This window comes from Nitriliruptor alkaliphilus DSM 45188, assembly GCF_000969705.1.
Taxonomy (GTDB): Bacteria; Actinomycetota; Nitriliruptoria; order Nitriliruptorales; family Nitriliruptoraceae; genus Nitriliruptor; species Nitriliruptor alkaliphilus.
This window is the reverse complement of the sequence record NZ_KQ033901.1, coordinates 793,630-813,002: the sequence shown is the minus strand read 5'-3', so window position 1 is coordinate 813,002 and position 19,373 is coordinate 793,630. Positions and strand designations below refer to the sequence as shown.

Sequence of the window (19,373 nt, the reverse complement as noted above, 5' to 3'; positions counted from 1 at the left end):
GGGTGGTGGTGGGTGGCGGGCGCGGTCAGCGGTCGAGTTCGGGCCAGGCGTCGGCGGGCACGGTGGTGGCGTACCGCTCGACGAACTGGCGGACCTGGGCCGGAGCGCGCAGGCCGGCGACGACCGAGACGACGGCCGGATGACGCAGCGGGTGCTGGACGGCGGCGTCGGGCAGGGTGACGTCCCACCGCTCGCAGGTGTCAGCGAGGGCGTGCACGCGGCGCAGGAGCTCGTCGGAGGCTGGCAGGTAGTCGAACCGGGCGCCCGGCTCGGGCCGGTGCCGGGCCAGCAGCCCGGAGTTGTACGGCGCCGCTGCGACCACGCTGACCTGACGAGCGGCGCAGGCATCGAGCAGTGGCCGAGACGAGCGGTCGAGCAGGGTCCAACGCCCCGCCAGCATCACCACGTCGACATCCGTCTCCTCGACGATCCGCAGCGGGGCCTCCCACTGGTTCATCCCGACACCGACCGCGCCGATGATGCCCTGCTCGCGCAGTTCGACCAGCGCCGGGACCGCTTCCGCGATGGTCTGGTCGACGTGATCGTCGGGATCGTGCACGTAGACGATGTCGACGCGGTCGACACCGAGCCGCTGGAGGCTGCGTTCGAGGCTGGTGCGGACGCCGCGAGCCGAGAAGTCCCAGCGACGTATCCAGGTGTCGGGCACGTCGAAGCCGCCGACCTCCAGATCGGACCCGGTGGGGTTCGGGTTGCGGTCGAGGAGGCGACCGACCTTGGTCGACAGCACGTAGTCCTCGCGCGGGACGCCAGCCAGCGCGCGGCCGAGGCGTTCCTCCGACAACCCGAGGCCGTAGTGCGGGGCCGTGTCGAAGTAGCGGATGCCGGCCTCGTACGCCGCCTCGACAGCCGCCCGGCCGGTGCCCTCGTCGGTGGGCCGGTACAGGTTGCCGAGGGAAGCGCCACCGAAACCGAGCTCGGTCACCGCGAGACGTGTGCGGCCGACAGGACGGGTCTTCACGCGATCTCCAACCGGTAGACGCGTCGTGCCGTACCCCCACGGAGGGCGTCCTGCTCGGTGTCGCTCAGTTCGGCGAGGAGCTTGTCGTGGGCTGCGGTGACACGGGCGTAGTCGGCCTCGGCGAGGAGGCAGACCGGCCAGTCCGATCCGAGCATCGTCCGGTCGGCGCCCCACGTGTCGAGGACGGTCTCGACGACCGGTCGCAGGTCGTCGCAGCTCCATCCCGTCCACGACGCCTCGGTGACGAGTCCCGAGAGCTTGACCACGACGTTCTCGTGGCGGGCGAGCGCCCGGACGTCCCGGGACCAGTCGCGGAGGTCGCCACTGGCGATCGGAGGCTTCCCGGCGTGGTCGAGGACGAACTGGACCTCGGGCAGGCGGGCCACCACCGACGTGACCAGCGGCAGCTGTTCGGGGGAGACGACGAGGTCGTACGCGAGGCCGTGCCGCGACAAGGTCGCCAGACCCCGCATCACGTCACGTCGCATCAGCCACTTCGGGTCCGCCTCGATCTGGAGCTGGTGTCGCACGCCGACCAGCCGGCGTCCGCCGAGCGTGGAAGCAGTCCGGGCGAGCGTGGCCTCAAGGGATGGGTCGGGCAGGTCGAACCACGCGACGACGCCGACGACCATCGGCTCGTGGTGGGCGAGTGACAAGAGGTCGTACGTCTCGTCGAGGCTGGCGACGGTCTGCACGACCACGGAGCCGTCGATCCCGTGCGCCTGGAGCTGCGGGATGAGCTCGTCCATCGGGAAGGAACGGCGCAGCGTCGGCAGCTGGTCCGTCCAGGGTTGCGGGCGTCGCGCGAGGTCCCACACGTGGTGGTGGGCATCGATGCGCGGCGACCGGGACGGCACGATCTCAGTCGCCGGCGACCGCGTCGGCGACCGGCTCTGCGACGCTCAGGGACGGTGCGTAGCGGTGCGGCTCGGGAGCGATCAGCCGCCGGCCGGCGCGTTCGGGGCGCACGTGCGGACCGTTGGCGCGGCCCCAGTCCGCCGCCTCGGCGAGCGCGGCGATCGCCGGTTCGTCGACGGCGATGCCGAGGCCTGGCTCGTCACCCAGGACCACACATCCGTCGACGATCTCCTGGTCGACCTGGAGCCCGATGGGGACGCCGAGGTCGTGCACCTCGAGGCCGAGGTGGTTGGGCACGCTGGCCGCCGCGTGCGCGAGCGGGTTGCCGTGGTAGCCGACCGGACTGACCGGCAGATCGAAGGCGTGGGCGAGCGCCGCGACGCGGAGGAAGTGGGTGATGCCCCAGACGCTGCCGGTCTGCACCACGTCGACGGCATGAGCCTGCACGAGCGGTCGGAACTGTTCCAGACCGGTGAGGTTCTCCCCCGTCGCCACGGCGGCTCTGACGGCACGGGTCATCATCGCGTGCGACTCGACGTCCCAGCGGCGTACCGGCTCCTCGATCCACGCCAGGTCGATGTGCTCCTCGAGGTGCTGCACGTAGCTGATGGCCTCCTTCCGGGACCACGACTCGTTGGCGTCCAGCATCAGCCGCGGGGCCGTGCCGAGCGCGTCGGTGTAGAGGTCGTGGACCAGGCGGAGGCGGCGCAGGTCGGCGGCGAGGTCGAGGCCGCCCTTGAGCTTGACCGCCGTGAACCCGCGGTCGACGAACGCCTGCTGCATGCGAACCAGCGCACCGTCGTCCAGGGGGCCGTCGAGGCCCGAGGCGTAACCGGGCACGACCCGGTCGCGGGCGCCGAGCATCCGCCACAGCGGTTCGCCGGCGGCCTTGGCCTTCAGGTCCCACAGTGCCATGTCGAAGGCGCCGATCGCCCCGAAGACCGCGCCGGCGTGGCCGGTTTTGAAGACGGCTGCCAGCATCCGGTCGTACAGCGCCGTGACCGCGCGGGGGTCCTCGCCCTCCAGGGCCGGGAAGACCCGGTCGAGGCCGTCGTGGCTCCCCAGCCCGACGCCGACGTTGCCGTCGTCGGTGTCCACGAGCACGATCGGGATGCTGGTGATACCAGATGCCACATGCCCGTTGACGTCGCCGATGGGGCGACCCCAGCGGTGGAGGGTCGTGAGGGTGCGATAACCCGTGATACGCATACCAGCACCACCTCGACGTCGCCCGCGTTCGGGACACTGTAGCATAAACGTATGATGTCTGATGTAAAGCTCCCGCACGGATGGCCGGCTGGGGTTCCGGAGAGCGGTGATACGTGTGAGGTCCTACACTCGGCTCCATGTCCAGTGAGAACGCACGCACCGTGTTGGCGGCCAAGCGCCCGGCGAGCCCGATGCTGGGCGTCGTGGTGGTCGAGGGGCTCGTCGACGCGATCGTCTCCGGTCGGTTCCTCCCCGGCGAGTCGCTCCCGCCCGAGGGCCCGCTGAGCGAGGAGTTCGGGGTCAGCCGGACCGTGATCCGCGAGTCGGTGAAGCGGGTCGAGGAGAAGGGCCTGCTCACCGTCGCCCGCGGCCGCGGCACCGTGGTCCGTCCGATGACGGCGTGGAACCCCCTGGACCGAGCCGTGCTCACCTCGCTGATCAAGCACGATGAGACGCTCGGCACCCTGGATGAGCTCAGCACCGTGCGGGCCCAGCTCGAGTCGGTGATGGCGGCAGAGGCCGCCCGGCTCCGCAACGACGGCCAGCTCGAGGCGCTGGACGCGGCGATGGACCGGATGCGCGAGACCGTGGACGACGAGGCGGCGTTCCGCGCCGCCGACGTGGTGTTCCACGAGACCGTCATGGAACTGTCGGGCAACCGGCTGGCCAGCAGCATCGCACGCATCCTGATGGACCGGGCCCAGGAGAGCTCGCGCTACCACGGGGTGGACGTGCCGGGCGCGTTCACGCTGACCCTCCGCGAGCACGAGGCCGTCCACGCAGCGATCACCGGTGGGGACCCCGAGCGTGCCCGGGAGGCCATGACCAGCCACATCCTCGAATCGTGGCAGCGTCGACGACTGCCCAACCGCGCGGGCCGTTCACCGTCCTGACGTTCGCGCCACCGACAGCGCGGGGCCGCCGCGCGCGGAAGGTGCGGCACGGTTCGCGTGACCCGCTGGGGTCTGCTCGTGGGGCCGTCGTCCGATGACCGCGACCATGCCTGGGGTCTGGCGGTCCGGGAAGCCGTCGCTGCCCTGCCGTAGCGGCAGCGGACCGCGCTGATCCTGCGCTACTACCTCGATCTTCCGGTCGAGGAGGCCGCACGCCGCATGGGCGCCAGCCCGGACGCCGTCCGGTCCCTGACCAAGCGTGCGGTCGCAGCCCTCCGAGAGGAGTTCGTCCCCGACGTTCCCGCGCTGGAGGCCGACGATGGCTGACGACATCCGACAGCTCCTGCACGACGCGGCCTCGAACCGCGAGCTGCGGCCCGACTTCGACCAGCTGTGGAACCGCACCCAGCGCCAGCGACACGTGTCTCAGGTCGGTGGCGTTGCCGCCAGCATCGTCGTGCTCGCCGGGACCGTCCTCGGTGTCGGGCAGCTGCTTCCCGCGTCTCCGACGCTGGTCACCGCCACACCGGTCGGCTGCCCCGTGACGGTCCCCGACGGCGACTTCGTGCCACCGGCCCCGTACCCGGAGCAGCCCGCTTCCGACGGTGGTGTCCGGTTGGGGTCATCCGAGCTGTGGACGGTGCTCGATGCCGACGGCGACTACCTCCCGCGCAAGATCGTGTGGTGGAGCGAGCACTTCGAGGGTGGCCACCGCGAGTCGGATCCGGAGATCTCGGTGACCTGGGAGCGGCTCGACGACCCTGCGGCGCGGTGACTGAGGAAGGCGCCGCGGCGAAGGTCAGCCCTTGACGGAGCCGGCCGACAACCCGCTCATGACCCACCGCTGGGTCAGCAGGAAGAGGACGAGGATCGGCAGCACGGCGAGCAGCAGCGTCGGGAACACCTGCGTGTAGTCCGCCGAGTACTCGCCGACCGCGGCGTAGACGCCGGTCGTCACCGTGTAGAGGCCTGAGCCAGGGCCGAGGATGAGCTGTGGGCTGGCGAAGTCGTTCCACACGCTCAGCGAGTTGAGGATGAACACGGTCGCCACGATCGGCTTCATCAGCGGCATGATGATCATCCACAGCGTCCGGTACGGCCCGGCACCGTCGATCGACGCCGCCTCGTCCAGCGACGCCGGCAGCATCCGGATGAAGCCGGTGAACACGAAGATCGTGAACGGCACCGTCGTGGACGCCATGAACAGCACCAGCCCGGGGAAGGTCCCCACCAGTCCAAGGGCCCGCAGCACGAAGATGACCGGGACGAGGACCGCCTGGGGAGGGATGAACATCCCCGAGATGAAGAACAGCAACGCGACCCGGAAGACCTTCCGGGAGGAGCGAGCGATGATGTAGGCGGCCGGAGCGCACACGCTGATGGCCAACAGGTTGACGCAGATGACCAGCCCGAAGGTCACGAAGTAGCCGAAGGCGATGTCGAAGTCGGGGTTGTTCCACGCGTTGGAGAGGTGCTCGACGGTCATCTCCCCCGGGTTGAGGGAGAAGGGTCTACGGACGATCGCCTGCTGGTCCTTGAAGGCGTTGACCACCAACAGGTACATCGGCACGAGCATGACCAGGCACAGTCCCGACACCACGGCGTACCAGCGCAGGGAGTGCCGTACCCCGGAGGGCCGGGGGCGCTTGGGCAGACGAAGACCGATCGCGCTCACGTTGCCGCCTCATCGCTCTTGCGGCGCATCGCGAGCGCCGCGAAGGACAGGACCGCCGCGACGAGGATCAGCACCACGGCCTCGGCCGAGGCCAGCCCGACCTGCCGTCTCGGGAAGTCCACCGCCAGGATCTGGTAGGCGAAGGTCTTGGTGGCGCCCGCCGGTCCGCCGCCGGTCAGCGAGACCACCACGTCGTAGGTCTTGAGCAGCGAGAGCATCGTGGTCACGAGCGCCACCGTGGCCGACGGGGCCAGGGCTGGCCACGTGACGTGGCGGAACGCCTGCCAGCGGCTCGCTCCGTCGATGCTGGATGCCTCCTGCAGGTCGTCGGGAACGGCCTGCAGGCCGGCCAGGTAGATCAGGAACTGCACCCCGAACTGCGCCCACGCGATGACGCCGATGAGGGTCCCCAGCGCCCACCTCTGGTTGGTGAGGAACGGCAGTGTGCTCTGATCGAGCGATCCGAGGACCGAGTTGACCGCACCTTGCGGGCCGAGGATCGCCGACCAGAGGAAGCCGACGACGATGAGGCTCAGCACGTGTGGGTAGAACATCACCACGCGCGCGAACGCCGTGAAGGTCGTGGTGCGCCACAGCAGTAGCGCCAGGCTCAGGGCCATGGCGTTGACCACCAGGGATCCCGCGAGGATGACGATCGCGGTCGTCACCATCGCGCTGGTGACGTCGGCGCTCTGGACGAGCCGCACGTAGTTGTCGACCCCGACGAACTCCGGGGTCTGGCTGGGGAACCCGTTGTAGTTGGTGAAGCTGTAGTAGACCGCGTAGCCGACCGGCACCACCAGGAGGGCGATGAAGACACCGAGCGCGGGAACCATCATCGACAGTTCGGCCAGCACCGCGCGGCGCGACCGTCCTGGCCGGCCGTCGCGGCGAGGGGTTGCCTCGCCGCGACGGACCGAACGCCGGTCCCAGCCGCGCCGCGCCGGATCGGCGACGGGGGCGGTGTCGCTGATGACGCTCATCGCCACCTCCTCCGTGCCAGGGTCGTACCGAGACGTCAGCGGTTCTGCTCGGCCCAGGTGTTGAGGTCGGCCGCAGCCTCTGCCGCGCTCGAGCCGGTGTACAGGCTCTGCACGATCTCGGTGAACTTCGGGTTGAGGCCGGTGACCGGCAGGCGGACATCGCCCGCGCCCTCACCGACGGCCACCAGCGAGGGAGCCTCGTCGATGATCGTCTGGATCTCCTGGCCGACCGGGGACGCCTGCGCGTCCACGCCGGCGCGGAACACGCCGTCGGCCCGCAGCTGCGCCTCGATCGCATCCTCGTCGGTCACGAGGAACTCGATGAGCCGCAGGGCGTTCTCGGTCTGCTCGCTGCCCTCCCACACCATGTAGGGGAACGCCATCGTCGCACCCTGCGGCCCCGGGTAGTCCATGCCCTGCTCGACCGGCGGCGAGAACACCCCGACCTCGAAGGGCAGGTCGCCGGCGCCATCGATCGTGGCCACCAGCCAGCTGCCGAGCGGGTACATGCCGACCTCGCCCTCCAGGAAGTTGGCGTCCGCCGTGCTCGGGTCCAGACCCACGTCATCCTGCTGGATGTAGCCCTGCGCCAGCCACTGCTCGTACTTGGCGAACATCGGCTCGAACGCCTCTGCCAGGGTCAGTTCGTCCTCGCTGACGGAGATCTGCCACTGCGGGTTGGTGGTGTTGAGCGTGGGGTGCCACAGCTGCTGGAGCTGCAGGCCGGTCATCCACTGGCCGGCGGTCTGCAGGGGGGTGTACCCGGCATCAGCGAGCTGGCCGAGCGCCGCGTCGAAGTCCTCCCAGGTCTCCGGCGTGCTCGTGATGCCTGCCTCCTCGAAGGCGGTCTTGTTGTAGTAGACCAGCGACTGGGCCTGCGAGCCGACGCCGACCACGTAGTTGCTGCCGCCCAGGGAGTAGGTGTCGAGGAGCGGGGTCCCCTGGATCCACGGTTGGTCGCTGATGTCCAGCAGCTCCGGCGCGATCTCGTTGTCGGCGAAGATGGACTGGATGACGTCGGGCGCGGTGCCCGCCGCCAGCTGCGCGCTGAAGGTCTCGCTCACGTTCGTGCCGGTCGGACCCTCGATCTTGACGGTGATGCCCGTCTGCTCCTCGAAGGGCGCGACCAGGTCGCTCCAGAACTGCGTGGTGAGGTTGTCGGTCATGTTGACCACCATCCGCACCTCACCGCCGGCCTGCACGTCATCGGTGTCGGCGTCGCCATCCGTGTTGTCGGCGCTGTCCGTGCTGTCCGTGCTGTCCGTGCTCTCCGCGCCGGCGTCGGTCTCGCCACCGCCGCAGGCGGTCGCCAGCATCAGCAGCGCCATCGTGGCTGCCACCGTCTTCTTGGCCCCCGCCTTTTTCAACGTTCGTGCTCCCACAGGACTCTCCTTCGCCTGCCCGCCGCCCGTCACTCGTGAGGGCCAGTCGGGTCTGGGTGCTCCTGTGCACCCAGTGCAACAGCGGGAAAGCGTTATCCCACTCGCACGCTAAGGTAACACATACTACGTTTAGCTCAAGTCCGTTTCTCGACATCCGCAGGAGGCGCACATGAAGGCCGCTCTTGCGATGACACCGGGCCTCCAGCATCGCTTCTTCGACGCGCCCCTGGTCACCGAGCTTCGGGCGCTCGTCGACCTGGACCCCGGCCGGGTCCTCAGCGACCCGACGGCGCCGGACCATGCCGCCACGGCTGCCGACGTCGAGGTGCTGATCACCTCCTGGGGCGCCCCCAGGCTCGAAGGCGCCGTGCTCGAGGCCATGCCGCGACTGCGCGCGGTCGTGCACGCGGCGGGGTCGGTCAAGCACCTCGTCTCACCCGAGCTCTGGGCCCGCGGCGCCCGGGTCACCAGCGGTGCCGCCCTCAACGCCCGACCGGTCGCGGAGTTCGCCCTCGGCGCGGTGCTGTGGTCGACCAAGAACGTCCTGCCACTCACGGCCAGGTTCGGCGTCGAGCGCACCGCCCCGGACCTCACCGTCGACGACACCATCGCCGGCAACTACCGCACGACCGTCGGGGTGCTCGGGGCGTCGGCCACCGGCCGTGCCCTGATCGAGCTGCTGGCGCCGTTCGATGTCGAGGTGCTGGTCTCCGACCCGACCCTCTCGCCGACCGATGCGCAGCAGCTCGGCGTGCAACTGGTCGACCTCGAGGGCCTGTTCTCCCGCTCGCGGGTGCTGAGCGTGCACGCGCCGCTGCTGCCTCAGACCCGGCACCTGGTCGACGCGAGACTGCTGTCGCTGATGCCGGACGGGGCGACGCTGGTCAACACGGCCCGCGGTGGCGTCGTCGACCACGACGCCCTCCGCTCGGAGCTCGTCTCCGGCCGGCTGTGCGCGATCCTCGACGTGACCGAACCCGAGCCGCTCGCCCCGGACGACCCGCTGTGGGACCTGCCCAACGTCACCCTCACGCCGCACGTGGCGGGGTCGCAGGGCGCGGAGCTGCTCCGCCTCGGACGAGCCGCCGTCGACGAGGTTCGCGCCCTCGTGGAGGGACGGCCCCCGCTGCACCCCGTCGATCCCGCGTCACTCGCGACCGGCGCCTGATCCTCCCCCGATCCAGCCCTGCCGCCCCGACCGGAGAGCCACCCGTGACCAGCCCCCGTCCCGATCTGGTCAGCCTGACCCGCTGGTTCCTCAGCTGGGTCACCGAGGAAGGTGCGATCAACGGGTTCCACAACCACAGCGTGTGGGGCACCAACCCGGCCACCTTCCTCGACTGGACCAGCGGCCACGCAGCCTTCTCGGCCCCCGCGACCGGCGCGATCGCACAGCTCGTCGCCGCCCGCCCCGACCCGCGGGCGATCGCGATGTGGCGCCGCATGATGTATTTCCAGAGCCACGCGCTGCAGGACGACGACCAGTACCGCCACGTCGGCTTCCAGGTCGGCGAGTCCGCCACCACGGGCCTGATCCACAACGCCACCGGCAGCATCGGGCTGCTGCTCGGGCTCAAGCATGCTGGCCATCTGCTGGACGAACCCGAGGTCGACCACGTCGTCTCGGTGGTGCGCCGCAACCTCGTCGCGCTGCAAGCCTTCGGCGGCGGACGCCCCGCCGAGGACGGCACCTGCAACCAGGAGTACGCCCGCGTGTGGGTCAAGATGCTGCTCGCCGACGTCACCGGCGACGGCTCCGGGCTGCCCGAGATCCGCGAGGACCTCGACGTCCTCATCGAGCGGCATCACCAGCCCGGCGTCCCCGACGAGGGATCCAGCGGCACCTGGCGGCAGGCAGGTGACCGCGCCGAAGGGGGCCACCTGGAACCCGCGGAGTACTACGGACTGATGATCGTCCCGCTGGTGCTCGGTTACGAGCGCTTCGGTGACCCCCGGTACCTCGACGAAGCCCTGCGGTTGTGCCGACACGTCGCTCGTTCGGCGTGGACCGACGCCGAGGGCCGGACGCGCTTCCACCGGTACTGGTACGTGGCCCCCGGCCGCACGCTCAAGGCCGACACCCCGATGCTCATCGCGGGGATGGGCCTGTCCCTGTACGGCATGCGCGAGGTGTGCCGGATCGCGCCCGACGCCGAGCTCGAGGACTTCGTGGCCCGCTGCCGGGACACCTACGCCCATTACCAGGTGCCCGCGGGCTACTTCGCCTCGGCGACGCACTGGGGGAACGAGGCCGACGTCGCGCCGAGCACGGCGTGGCACGCCCACGACCTGGTGTTCCTCGCCGACGACGTGGCCGACCCCGGCGAGGACTTCTGGACCACGGTGTTCGAGTCGGACGAGCGCCAGTCGGTGCTGATGACCGACCGGGCCGTGTGGGCCGAGCACGGTGTGCACTGGTGCATCCGCAGCCCGATGACCGCCGGGGACCTCGACATCTACGGGCGCAAGGACCGAGCGGTGTTCGGCCGGGCGTTCTTCGCCTGGACCGACAAGGAGCCGCTGGCCGAGGACCTGCACTACCCGGACGCCCCGCTGTTCCTGGCGACCAACGACGGGATGTACCGGGTCGACCGCTCGCAGCGGCCGACCGACGTCTCGGTGCTCGGCACGACCTACCGCGGTCGGCTCTGAGCTCTGGTCTGATCGCTGAGCTGACAGGAAACCGCTTACCCAGGAGTGCCGACGAAGGGCTCGCCATGTCCCTGCTGCGACCCGGGCTCTGCTCCGTGACGCTGCGTCACTCGTCCCCGGACCGGGTGATCCGGCTGGCGGCTGCGGCCGGTCTGCACGGGGTGGAGTGGGGGGCTGACGTCCACGCGCCACCGGGCGGCGAGCTGGCCGACCTCGCGGCGCGGACCCGCGCGGCTGGTCTGGCGGTCTGCTCCTACGGGACGTACTGGCGGGCCACGCCCGAGGACCCGGGCCATGACGTGCTCGCAGCGGCGAGGGCCCTCGGGTGCCGTCGCCTGCGCGTGTGGGCGGGGACCACGGGCTCGGCCGATGCCTCGACGGGCGACCGCGCCGCCGTGGCGGGCCGTGTGCAGCAGCTCGCGGACCTCACCGCCGAGGACGGCCTCGAGCTGGCCTTCGAGCACCACGACGGGACGCTGGCCGACACCGTTCCGTCGACGCTCGACCTGCTCGCCGCCGTCGACCGGCCCAACGTGGGCACCTACTGGCAGCCGCGGGTCGGGGATCCGACCGAGAGCGCGCTCGCCGGACTCGCCGACCTGCTCCCGCACGTCCGAGCGGTGCACGTCTTCTCGTGGTGGCCGGCACTCGAGCGCTTGCGGCTCGAGGAGCGGTCGGAGCTCTGGACGAGCGCGATCGAGCTGCTCGCGTCGACCGGCCGACCCCTCGACCTGCTGCTGGAGTTCCTCCCCGGCGACGACGAGACGTTGCTGTCGGGGGAGGCGGATCGCTTGCGAACGTGGATCGCCCAGGCCGGTCGTTGACCCCATGCGGAACCTTGTGTAGACATACGTCATACGTATGCCATATCACGCTGTCGAGCGACGTGCCTGGCGGGTCCTGCGTCGACGGTGGACTGGGACGGTGATCCACGGGCGATGACGCCCTCTCTGAGCGATGAGGAGCATCACATGAAGCCCAACAAGCTGATCGGTGCGCTGGTCACCTCCTGTCTGGTGGCGGGACTGGTGACCGCGAACGCACCCTCGCCGGCCCTCGCCTCCGGCGGCTCCCAGGGCAACCTGCGGGTCTACGTGTCACCCGACGGGGACGACGCCTCGGAGAAGGGCAACCGCGGCCATCCGTTCGCCACCATCCAACGTGCGGCGGACCACCTCGCTGAGCACAAGAACGCCGACAAGACGGCCCAGGTCCTGGTCCTCGACGGCCAGTACCGGATCGACGAGCCGATCGAGCTCACGCGTGCCCACTCGGGCATCACGATCACGGCCGCGCCAGATGCCTCACCGGAGCTCGTCGGTTCGGATCGGCTGGTCCCGGAGAAGTTCACATCGGTGGCGGAGATCGAGGAGCTGAGCGGCAAGTTCGAGTCGGCCAACCGGATCCCGGTCGAACACCGCGAACATGTTCTCGCCTACGACCTCGGTGCCGATGGTCTGCCGGTCGGGGAGATCAAGAAGAACGGGTTCAACTGGAACACCAACACCTACCCGCCGGAGCTCGTCGTCGACGGCGCACACCAGACGTTGGCGCGCTACCCGAACAAGGTCGATGGTGAGACGGTGTTCATCCCGAGAGGCCCCATCACCTACGCCTACCAGCCGAGGGGCAGCCTGATCCCACGCGAGAACTTCCAGGACAAGGTCGCAGGCAACGACCCGGACCTGGCGATGACCTTCGAGGAGATGCTGCAGCTCCCGGCTCCTCGGTTCAAGGTCAACAACGCGAGCCTGGCCGCTCGGATCTCGACGTGGGCCGCTCCGACGACGGCGCTGGAGAAGACCTGGCCGGACAACCAGGTCGGCACCAAGCCGTTGAAGACCGAAGAGGCCGAGGTCCTCGCGGCCCAGGACCCGACGACGTACGAGACCGACGCCTGGCTGTCGGGGTACTTGGGGCTCGAGTGGGCCGACGACATGCTGCAGATCTACTCGTACGACGCCGGTGACGACACGTTCCGGGCCCGCCTGCCGTCCATGTACACCAACTTCGTCCACCAGGTGTTCGGCGAGAACATCCTGTCGGAGCTCGACGCCCCGGGCGAGTTCTACGTCGACCGCTGGAACGGCAACGACGTGCTGTACTACTACCCAGAGGAGGGCAGCGACCTCAGCGACGTGTCGTGGAAGGCGTACGACGGGTCGTTCTTCGAGCTCACCGGTACGTCGAACGTGACGATCTCGGGCCTGAAGATGCGTGACACCCTGGGCAGCGCGATCGAGATCCTCGACGGTGAGTCGAACCTGATCGACGGTGTGGAGATCTCGGGGACCGGCGGCGACGCGATCACGATCGGGCAGAACGAGGGCCTCATCACCGCCAGCCCCGACTACCACACCGTCCGTGGCGGTCACGACAACCGGGTCGAGAACTCCTACCTCCACGACCTGGGGGCAGGCGGCATCCTGCTCGGCGGCGGTGATCGCAAGAGTCTGCAACCAGGGAACAACTCGGCCCGGCACAACAGGATCGAGAACTTCAGCCGGCTCGGCACCTACATGCCTGCCGGGTACCTGTACGGCGTCGGGAACGCGTTCGAGTTCAACGAGGTCTCCGGCAGCCCGCACATGGCGATCCAGGTCATGGGCAACGACATGAGCATCAAGTTCAACCACATCAAGGACGTGCTCAAGACCACCTCCGACATGGGTGCGATCTACGCCGGACGTGACTGGACGTACCTGGGCAACGAGATCGCCTACAACGTCGTCGAAGACATCACGCCCGCCGGGCATGCGAACCAGGCCGTGTACCTGGACGACAACGCCTCCGGGTTCAACATCCACGACAACCTGTTCCTCAACCCCGGGAACCGCGGCGTCTTCCTCAACAAGAGCCGCAACATCTCGGTCGAGGACAACATCACCTTCTGGGACACCGCTCGGACGGCCGGCAGCCGCGAGTGGATCAGGGAGTGGTCCAACTACCGGGGGCCGGGGACCGGACCCGGCATCGAGAACCCGTGGACGCTGGTGACGCGCTTCCAGGACATGCTGACCACCGGCGACGACGTGGACGCCGTCGCGCCGAAGGGTTACGAGGCGACCTTCGGCAACACGGCCGAGAACATCGCGACGTGGAAGCAGCACTACGCGGAGGTCTCTCCACGGATCGCGACGCCGGATGAGCCGCGTGGCTCCGGCTTCTACGTGCCGCGCACCGCCGCCGGCGTGATCTGCACGTCCTACACCGGTGATGGTGAGTGCGACGAGGCAGGAACCTGGCTGAACCCCAACTCGATCTACGCGTCCCTGGCCGACTCCTTCATCCACGACAACGTCGCCTCGCACGGAGGCGCCGGCCACTTCGGTTCGAACCGTTACCCGGGCGGCGGCAGCTACTTCAACGGGCCCCGGCACAACCGGGAACTGTTCCTCCCGTCGAGCAACGCCGGGATCGACGCCATGGAGTTCGACACCGAGAACTGGACGCTGGGCGAGGGATCCTCGCTCGCCGACGCGGCGGGCTTCGGCGAGCCGTGGGTGCAACGCTGGAACGCGATCTTCAGCTACGCGAAGGCGCACGTCGGCCCGGTGACCGGCCCGGTCGATCGCGAGGCCTTCCAGGCTGCGGTCGACGTTGCCGAAGAGATCGATGTCTCGAACCGGCCCGCCCACGTCGTCGATCGGTTCCTCGCGGCGCTGGATCGTGCCCGAGCCGTCGCGGCGGACGACGACGCTGACTGGCGGGCGTTCGACGGCGCGCTCATCGACCTGCTCGATGCGCTCGTCGTCGTCGCCAAGGCCCCGTACGTCGAAGCGGCGCTCGGGATCGTCGGCGAGCCGTTGACGATCCAGGCCTTCCGGATGCAGCCCGGAACCGCAACGGTCCTCTTCGACGACACGCCGGTCGGCACGCTGGAGATCACGGGAAACGGTGCCGGGACGGGACAGGTGATCGTGCCGGACGGCTTCGACGGCGAGGTCACGCTCACCGTGCGCTCCGGCGCGACGGAGGCTTCGACGCAGGTGACCGTCCTCGCCGACGCCGGGTTGGAGGTTCCCGAGACCGGTCAGGTCGGTCGTCAGTTGCGGGTCGACGCGACCGGGTTCGTGCCGAACGAGCGGGTCACGTTCACGGTCGGAGGCCAGCCGGTCGAGACGATCGCGCGCGAGCGTTACGCCGATGAGGATGGGGTGTTCGCCGGGTACGTCTTCGTGCCCGCATCGCACGCGACGGGCCAGGACGTGACGGTCACGGGTGTGGGTCAGTCGTCGGGTCGGTCCTACTCGGCGACCACCACGCTCGTCGTGCCGGACACCTTCGCCAAGATCGAATCGGCGGTCGCCTCCTCCACCCACGAGCCATCGAAGGTGGTGAGCAACACCTTCGACGGCAGCCGGACGACGGCGTGGTGGTCGAAGCAGGGCGATTTCCCGACCAACCGTCCGACCGTTACCTACCCCTCGACAAGCCGGCGAGCATCAGCGAGGTGATCCTGGCGGGGGACAACGAGCAGCGGTACGCGAAGGCGGGACCTGCAGCGGCCTTCATCGAGGTCCCGGGCGAGGACGGAACCTGGACGACCGTCGGGTCGTGGAACGCGGCCGATGACCCGACGTACGCGCACATCCTGGCCGGTGCGACCGGGAACAACCAGTGGGACCTGCCCGCGCTGCACGACGTCACCATCGAGCTCGACGAGGTGGTCACCCAGACCTTCCGGGTCACCATCACCGAGTCCTTCGACGCCGACCGGTTGCTGGCCGACGCCAGGTTCACCGCCCTCGCCCAGGTCTACGTCACCAGCACGGACCCCGATCCTTCCGCCGGGGAGCTGGTGGTTCCCGAGACCGGTCAGGTCGGTCGTCAGTTGCGGGTCGACGCGACCGGGTTCGTGCCGAACGAGCGGGTCACGTTCACGGTCGGAGGCCAGCCGGTCGAGACGATCGCGCGCGAGCGTTACGCCGATGAGGATGGGGTGTTCGCCGGGTACGTCTTCGTGCCCGCATCGCACGCGACGGGCCAGGACGTGACGGTCACGGGTGTGGGTCAGTCGTCGGGTCGGTCCTACTCGGCGACCACCACGCTCGTCGTGCCGGACACCTTCGCCAAGATCGAATCGGCGGTCGCCTCCTCCACCCACGAGCCATCGAAGGTGGTGAGCAACACCTTCGACGGCAGCCGGACGACGGCGTGGTGGTCGAAGCAGGGCGATTTCCCGACCAACCGTCCGACCGTTACCTACACCCTCGACAAGCCGGCGAGCATCAGCGAGGTGATCCTGGCGGGGGACAACGAGCAGCGGTACGCGAAGGCGGGACCTGCAGCGGCCTTCATCGAGGTCCCGGGCGAGGACGGAACCTGGACGACCGTCGGGTCGTGGAACGCGGCCGATGACCCGACGTACGCGCACATCCTGGCCGGTGCGACCGGGAACAACCAGTGGGACCTGCCCGCGCTGCACGACGTCACCATCGAGCTCGACGAGGTGGTCACCCAGACCTTCCGGGTCACCATCACCGAGTCCTTCGACGCCGACCGGTTGCTGGCCGACGCCAGGTTCACCGCCCTCGCCCAGGTCTACGTCACCAGCACGGACCCAGGTAGCCCTCCCGCGTGACCGGCTGCGCGTGGTGACCCCCGGTCGCCTGGCAGCGCCCGGCTGGTCCGGATCGCACCGACGATCCGGACCAGCCGCGCGTCCTCGTTCAGTCCCGCGGGACCGGGCAGGCCCAGCCGAGCTGTGGGTCAGGGGCGTACTCGGCAGCGAGCGCCCTCGAGTTCTCGACCTGGGTCGCGGACATGGGCGGTGCCACCACCTCCGTACGCGCCTCGGCCGCCCGCCGGGCATCCACCGTCAGCTCCAGGATGTCGATGCCACGAGCGTGATCGGCGACGTAGATGTGGTCACCGTGGAAGTACGACGCCCAGGAGTTGGTGACGTCCGGCCGGTAGTAGGCGATCTGGATGGGGTTCGTCGGGTCGCTGATGTCGAGGAAGCGCGTGCCCTGGGAGTACCACGAGTAGGTGAGCACCCGTCCCTGCATCTGGAAGTAGTGCGCCGAGCAGAACAGCGGGTTGTCGACGAAGCCCTCCTGCTCGAACGGTGACCACGTGCCGACGACCTCGAGCCGGAACGGCTCCTCCGGCGTCGAGCGCCAGCCCTCGCCGTCGTAGCTGCCGCGCAGCGAGGCGATCGAGAACATGCCCTGGCTCGAGCAGTCGGTCTGGCTGAACTGCTCCTCGGTGGCCATGATCAGTTCGTCCGCGCGGTGGCCGTGCTTGGAGCGGGGCCCGTCCTCGGCGGTCGCCTGGACCGCACGCAACGAGTTGTGCATGAACGCCGTGGGCGCGCCCTCCTCGGCGAACTGGCCACCGGCGAACGGCACCGGGTCCGAGGGGGTGGCGCGGCGTCGGACCTCGTCGACCGGATCCCAGTGCACGCCGTCGGTGTGGTAGCCGCGGACGCCTCCGAGACCCGACACCCACGCGATGCCGGCGGCGTCGACCTGGACGTCGTGGGCGTACGCGGTGGTGCCGTCGTTGCGGTGCAGATCGACCGGATCGGGCATGACGACCGGGTCGTCGGGATCGCGGACGTCGACCACGAGGATCGGTCGCCCCTGTGGCCACTCCGCGGCTTGTTCGGTGTTGCTGGCCGGGCCACCCACCCACAGGAAATCGCAGGAGTTGATGCACGTGGCCGTGTGCCCGGCCCCGACCTCCACGAAGGTGCGCAGGAACATCTCGTCCGGGTCGCTCGCATCGACGATGTAGACGCCGGCGGGATCGTCGGGGTCGGTCGTGGTGCCACCGTACGCCCGCGGGTCACGGGCGAGGAAGACGAGCTTGCGGCGCTCGTCGACCGCCATGTCCTCGTTCTGCCAGAAGGTGCCGGTCACGTCACCGGGCAGGCGCAGCTCGTCGCTGGTGACCTCCGAGAGGAACGCCGGTGATGTGGGGTCGGCCAGGTCGTAGGCACGCACGCCGAACCGCCCGACCGTCACCATGACGTCGCGCTGGTGGTGGCCTTGCCCGTACTCGAGGAAGTTGATCGCCGTCGCGTCCGTGTCCGTTGGGATGTTGCCCACGAGCCGGACGTTCTCGATGTCGCCGTCGGGTTGGGGGATGGACGTACTCGCCAGCGCCGACGGGACCGTCAGCGGCAGCGTCAGAAGCAGCACGAGAGCCACCCTCGAGGATCTGCGCATCTCACACCCTCCCTGTAGGAGCGCGGATCGACCGGCCGATCCCAGCAGCGCGGATCGGAGCGGTCAAGGTGGCCGCGCGACCCGTTCGTGCAGGACGCCCGCCCGGGTGGCGGTTCGGATGACGACCGGATCGGTGGCCGATCAGCGATCGGCGGTGGAAGGCGCGCCGCGGACGTCGACGGAGCTCGCCGTGAGCCGGGGGTGCGCGTTCGCGGACCTGACGGCGGCCGGCAGCGTTCCGGGACGGCCGAGTAGGTAGCCCTGGGCGGCGTGCGCCCCGAGGTGCTGCCAGGTCGTCAGGTCTGCGGCGGTCTCGATCCCCTCGACGATGATCTTGCTGTCGGTCTTGAGCGCGAACTGGACCAGGCACTCGGCGAGCGGTCGCCGGACCGGGTCCGATCCGAGGTCCTGGGTGAGGCTCGGGTCGAGCTTGATCAGCTCTGGTTGGAGCCGGACGATGTGGCGCAGGCTGGCGAAGCCTGCACCGGCGTCGTCCACCGCGAGCTGCACGCCCCGGGACCGCAGGGCCGCGAGCGCGACGTCGAGTTCGTGGTAGTCCTCGATGAGGGCGTGCTCGGTGATCTCGGCGATCATCGGACGGTCGCGCTGGGTGTCCAGGAGGTGGAGCAGCCGCTCGTCGGTCAGGGTCGCGGGTGAGGCGTTGAAGGTCAGGGCGACACCGGCCGGCAGGTCGGAACTGGTCTCGAGCGCGGCCTCGATGGCGGCGAGCTCGAGCTCGACCCCGAAGCCGAGGTTCGCCGCCTGCTCGAACCAGACCTCGGGTGGGTAGTTCGGGACGGTGTCGAACCGTGCGAGGGCCTCGACGGCCACGAGCCGGCCGTCATCGAGGGCGTAGATGGGTTGGAACACGATCCTCGGGCCACCGGACTGCAGCGCCTGGTGCACCCGCGCCTGCCAACCCGGCTCGACCTGGAGGTCCGCAAGGGGCGTGGCGAGCTCGATCTCGGCTTGCAGCTGATCGACGAGCCCCGCCTGGAAGCTGCGTCGCTGGGCGACCGTGAGCGAGCCCGCGACGGCACCCACGGTGATGAAGAAGGCACCTCGGATGAGCCAGTTGACGATCTGCTGTGACTCGTGCGTCGCGACGTCCAGCGGCATCGCCGGTCCCGCCAGGAGCATCGCGACCACCCCTGCGCAGAGCCCGCCCCAGACACCGAACGGCAGGGCCGCGAGCACGATCGGGATGTAGAAGACGTGCGGGACGGCGGTTCTGGTACCACCCGCGGCGTACACCAACGCCCAGCTGCCGGCCAGGAGTGCGCTGACGAGGGCCGCGTGCAGGCTCGGTGGCAACCGCGTGAGCCGTCTCACACGCGTGGCGCGAACATCTCGGCGGCCCGTGGTCTCATGTGACCTCCCAGGACATCCATCGACCTCAGGGCCCGCGCTCTTGAGCATCCGGTGGGTGAGCGATGGCCTCCTCCCGGCGTCGCCGCCCAGGGTCGCCAGGCTCCCCCAGACGGGGCCTTCGGCGTCGCGCCGACCGGCGTGACCGAGCGTCGTTCACGGGATGTACCCCATCGGGTGACTGCCGGCCCCGGAGGGC

The 19,373-nt window shown here is 69.6% G+C and carries 15 protein-coding genes and 1 pseudogene; 8 read left to right on the top strand and 8 right to left on the bottom strand.

The window, feature by feature from the left end; all coding sequences use genetic code 11:
• Window positions 1-25: 25 nt before the first annotated feature.
• From NITAL_RS03790 to NITAL_RS03780, 3 genes are read right to left on the bottom strand one after another with little or no spacing between them, the layout of a single operon-like run.
• The gene (locus NITAL_RS03790; protein WP_052664832.1) at window positions 26-979 is read right to left on the bottom strand and encodes an aldo/keto reductase; all 954 of its coding nucleotides are present in this window, start codon (window positions 977-979) and stop codon (window positions 26-28) included.
• On the bottom strand, window positions 976-1,836 hold the full coding sequence (locus tag NITAL_RS03785) for an amidohydrolase family protein (protein ID WP_052664830.1): 861 nt from the start codon (window positions 1,834-1,836) through the stop codon (window positions 976-978). Before NITAL_RS03785 ends, NITAL_RS03790 begins: the two co-directional genes overlap by 4 nt.
• Before the next feature lie 4 nt (window positions 1,837-1,840).
• Window positions 1,841-3,046, bottom strand: coding sequence for a mandelate racemase/muconate lactonizing enzyme family protein (locus tag NITAL_RS03780; RefSeq protein WP_052664828.1), 1,206 nt, complete (start codon window positions 3,044-3,046; stop codon window positions 1,841-1,843).
• Between the two features lie 137 nt (window positions 3,047-3,183).
• Between NITAL_RS03780 and NITAL_RS03775 the strand changes: the two genes are divergently transcribed.
• The 3 genes and pseudogenes from NITAL_RS03775 to NITAL_RS03770 all read left to right on the top strand — a co-directional run bounded on the left by NITAL_RS03775 (window position 3,184) and on the right by NITAL_RS03770 (window position 4,714).
• The gene (locus NITAL_RS03775) at window positions 3,184-3,939 is read left to right on the top strand and encodes a FadR/GntR family transcriptional regulator (protein WP_052664827.1); all 756 of its coding nucleotides are present in this window, start codon (window positions 3,184-3,186) and stop codon (window positions 3,937-3,939) included.
• A gap of 165 nt (window positions 3,940-4,104) precedes the next feature.
• Window positions 4,105-4,266 (top strand): annotated as a pseudogene (locus tag NITAL_RS26195) (sigma factor-like helix-turn-helix DNA-binding protein); the annotation flags it as partial.
• Window positions 4,259-4,714: a hypothetical protein gene (locus tag NITAL_RS03770; RefSeq protein ID WP_052664825.1), complete on the top strand. Its 456-nt coding sequence runs from the start codon at window positions 4,259-4,261 to the stop codon at window positions 4,712-4,714. The pseudogene NITAL_RS26195 and the gene NITAL_RS03770, both read left to right, overlap by 8 nt.
• 24 nt (window positions 4,715-4,738) lie before the next feature.
• On the opposite strand, the gene NITAL_RS03765 is transcribed toward NITAL_RS03770, so the two are convergent.
• The 3 genes from NITAL_RS03765 to NITAL_RS03755 form a co-directional block, all read right to left on the bottom strand.
• Window positions 4,739-5,515 carry a carbohydrate ABC transporter permease gene (locus NITAL_RS03765; protein ID WP_083442078.1) on the bottom strand — a complete coding sequence of 259 codons (777 nt, stop codon included), beginning with the start codon at window positions 5,513-5,515 and terminating at the stop codon, window positions 4,739-4,741.
• A 95-nt stretch (window positions 5,516-5,610) separates the two neighbouring features.
• Window positions 5,611-6,597 carry a carbohydrate ABC transporter permease gene (locus tag NITAL_RS03760; protein WP_083441194.1) on the bottom strand — a complete coding sequence of 329 codons (987 nt, stop codon included), beginning with the start codon at window positions 6,595-6,597 and terminating at the stop codon, window positions 5,611-5,613.
• A 35-nt stretch (window positions 6,598-6,632) separates the two neighbouring features.
• Entirely contained in the window at window positions 6,633-7,979 is a 1,347-nt protein-coding gene (locus NITAL_RS03755; protein ID WP_157041599.1) for an ABC transporter substrate-binding protein, read from the bottom strand.
• A gap of 169 nt (window positions 7,980-8,148) precedes the next feature.
• Here NITAL_RS03755 and NITAL_RS03750 point away from each other — a divergent pair, with 169 nt between their 5' ends.
• The 5 genes from NITAL_RS03750 to NITAL_RS03730 all read left to right on the top strand — a co-directional run bounded on the left by NITAL_RS03750 (window position 8,149) and on the right by NITAL_RS03730 (window position 16,215).
• On the top strand, window positions 8,149-9,147 hold the full coding sequence (locus tag NITAL_RS03750) for a hydroxyacid dehydrogenase (protein WP_052664822.1): 999 nt from the start codon (window positions 8,149-8,151) through the stop codon (window positions 9,145-9,147).
• A gap of 44 nt (window positions 9,148-9,191) precedes the next feature.
• Complete coding sequence (locus NITAL_RS03745; protein ID WP_157041598.1) at window positions 9,192-10,631, top strand: hypothetical protein; 1,440 nt, start codon at window positions 9,192-9,194, stop codon at window positions 10,629-10,631.
• 65 nt (window positions 10,632-10,696) lie between these two features.
• Window positions 10,697-11,455, top strand: a complete 759-nt coding sequence (locus NITAL_RS03740; protein WP_157041597.1) for a sugar phosphate isomerase/epimerase family protein — start codon at window positions 10,697-10,699, stop codon at window positions 11,453-11,455.
• A 147-nt stretch (window positions 11,456-11,602) separates the two neighbouring features.
• A complete protein-coding gene (locus NITAL_RS03735; protein ID WP_052664820.1) occupies window positions 11,603-15,088 on the top strand; it encodes a right-handed parallel beta-helix repeat-containing protein in 3,486 nt (1,161 codons plus the stop codon).
• Complete coding sequence (locus tag NITAL_RS03730) at window positions 15,004-16,215, top strand: discoidin domain-containing protein (protein WP_169786712.1); 1,212 nt, start codon at window positions 15,004-15,006, stop codon at window positions 16,213-16,215. The genes NITAL_RS03735 and NITAL_RS03730 overlap by 85 nt, the downstream gene beginning before the upstream one ends.
• 88 nt (window positions 16,216-16,303) lie before the next feature.
• On the opposite strand, the gene NITAL_RS03725 is transcribed toward NITAL_RS03730, so the two are convergent.
• A complete protein-coding gene (locus NITAL_RS03725) occupies window positions 16,304-17,779 on the bottom strand; it encodes an LVIVD repeat-containing protein (RefSeq protein WP_211262180.1) in 1,476 nt (491 codons plus the stop codon).
• 168 nt (window positions 17,780-17,947) lie between these two features.
• Window positions 17,948-19,138: an EAL domain-containing protein gene (locus NITAL_RS03720; RefSeq protein ID WP_052664816.1), complete on the bottom strand. Its 1,191-nt coding sequence runs from the start codon at window positions 19,136-19,138 to the stop codon at window positions 17,948-17,950.
• Window positions 19,139-19,373: the final 235 nt, after the last annotated feature.

Excerpts from the sequence above, each read along its gene's own strand:
- NITAL_RS03780 (WP_052664828.1), bottom strand. The coding sequence starts at position 3,046 with ATGCGTATCACGGGTTATCGCACCCTCACGACCCTCCACCGCTGGGGT.
- NITAL_RS03775 (WP_052664827.1), top strand. The coding sequence starts at position 3,184 with ATGTCCAGTGAGAACGCACGCACCGTGTTGGCGGCCAAGCGCCCGGCG.
- NITAL_RS03770 (WP_052664825.1), top strand. The coding sequence starts at position 4,259 with ATGGCTGACGACATCCGACAGCTCCTGCACGACGCGGCCTCGAACCGC.
- NITAL_RS03765 (WP_083442078.1), bottom strand. The coding sequence starts at position 5,515 with ATGCTCGTGCCGATGTACCTGTTGGTGGTCAACGCCTTCAAGGACCAG.
- NITAL_RS03760 (WP_083441194.1), bottom strand. The coding sequence starts at position 6,597 with ATGAGCGTCATCAGCGACACCGCCCCCGTCGCCGATCCGGCGCGGCGC.
- NITAL_RS03750 (WP_052664822.1), top strand. The coding sequence starts at position 8,149 with ATGAAGGCCGCTCTTGCGATGACACCGGGCCTCCAGCATCGCTTCTTC.
- NITAL_RS03740 (WP_157041597.1), top strand. The coding sequence starts at position 10,697 with ATGTCCCTGCTGCGACCCGGGCTCTGCTCCGTGACGCTGCGTCACTCG.
- NITAL_RS03735 (WP_052664820.1), top strand. The coding sequence starts at position 11,603 with ATGAAGCCCAACAAGCTGATCGGTGCGCTGGTCACCTCCTGTCTGGTG.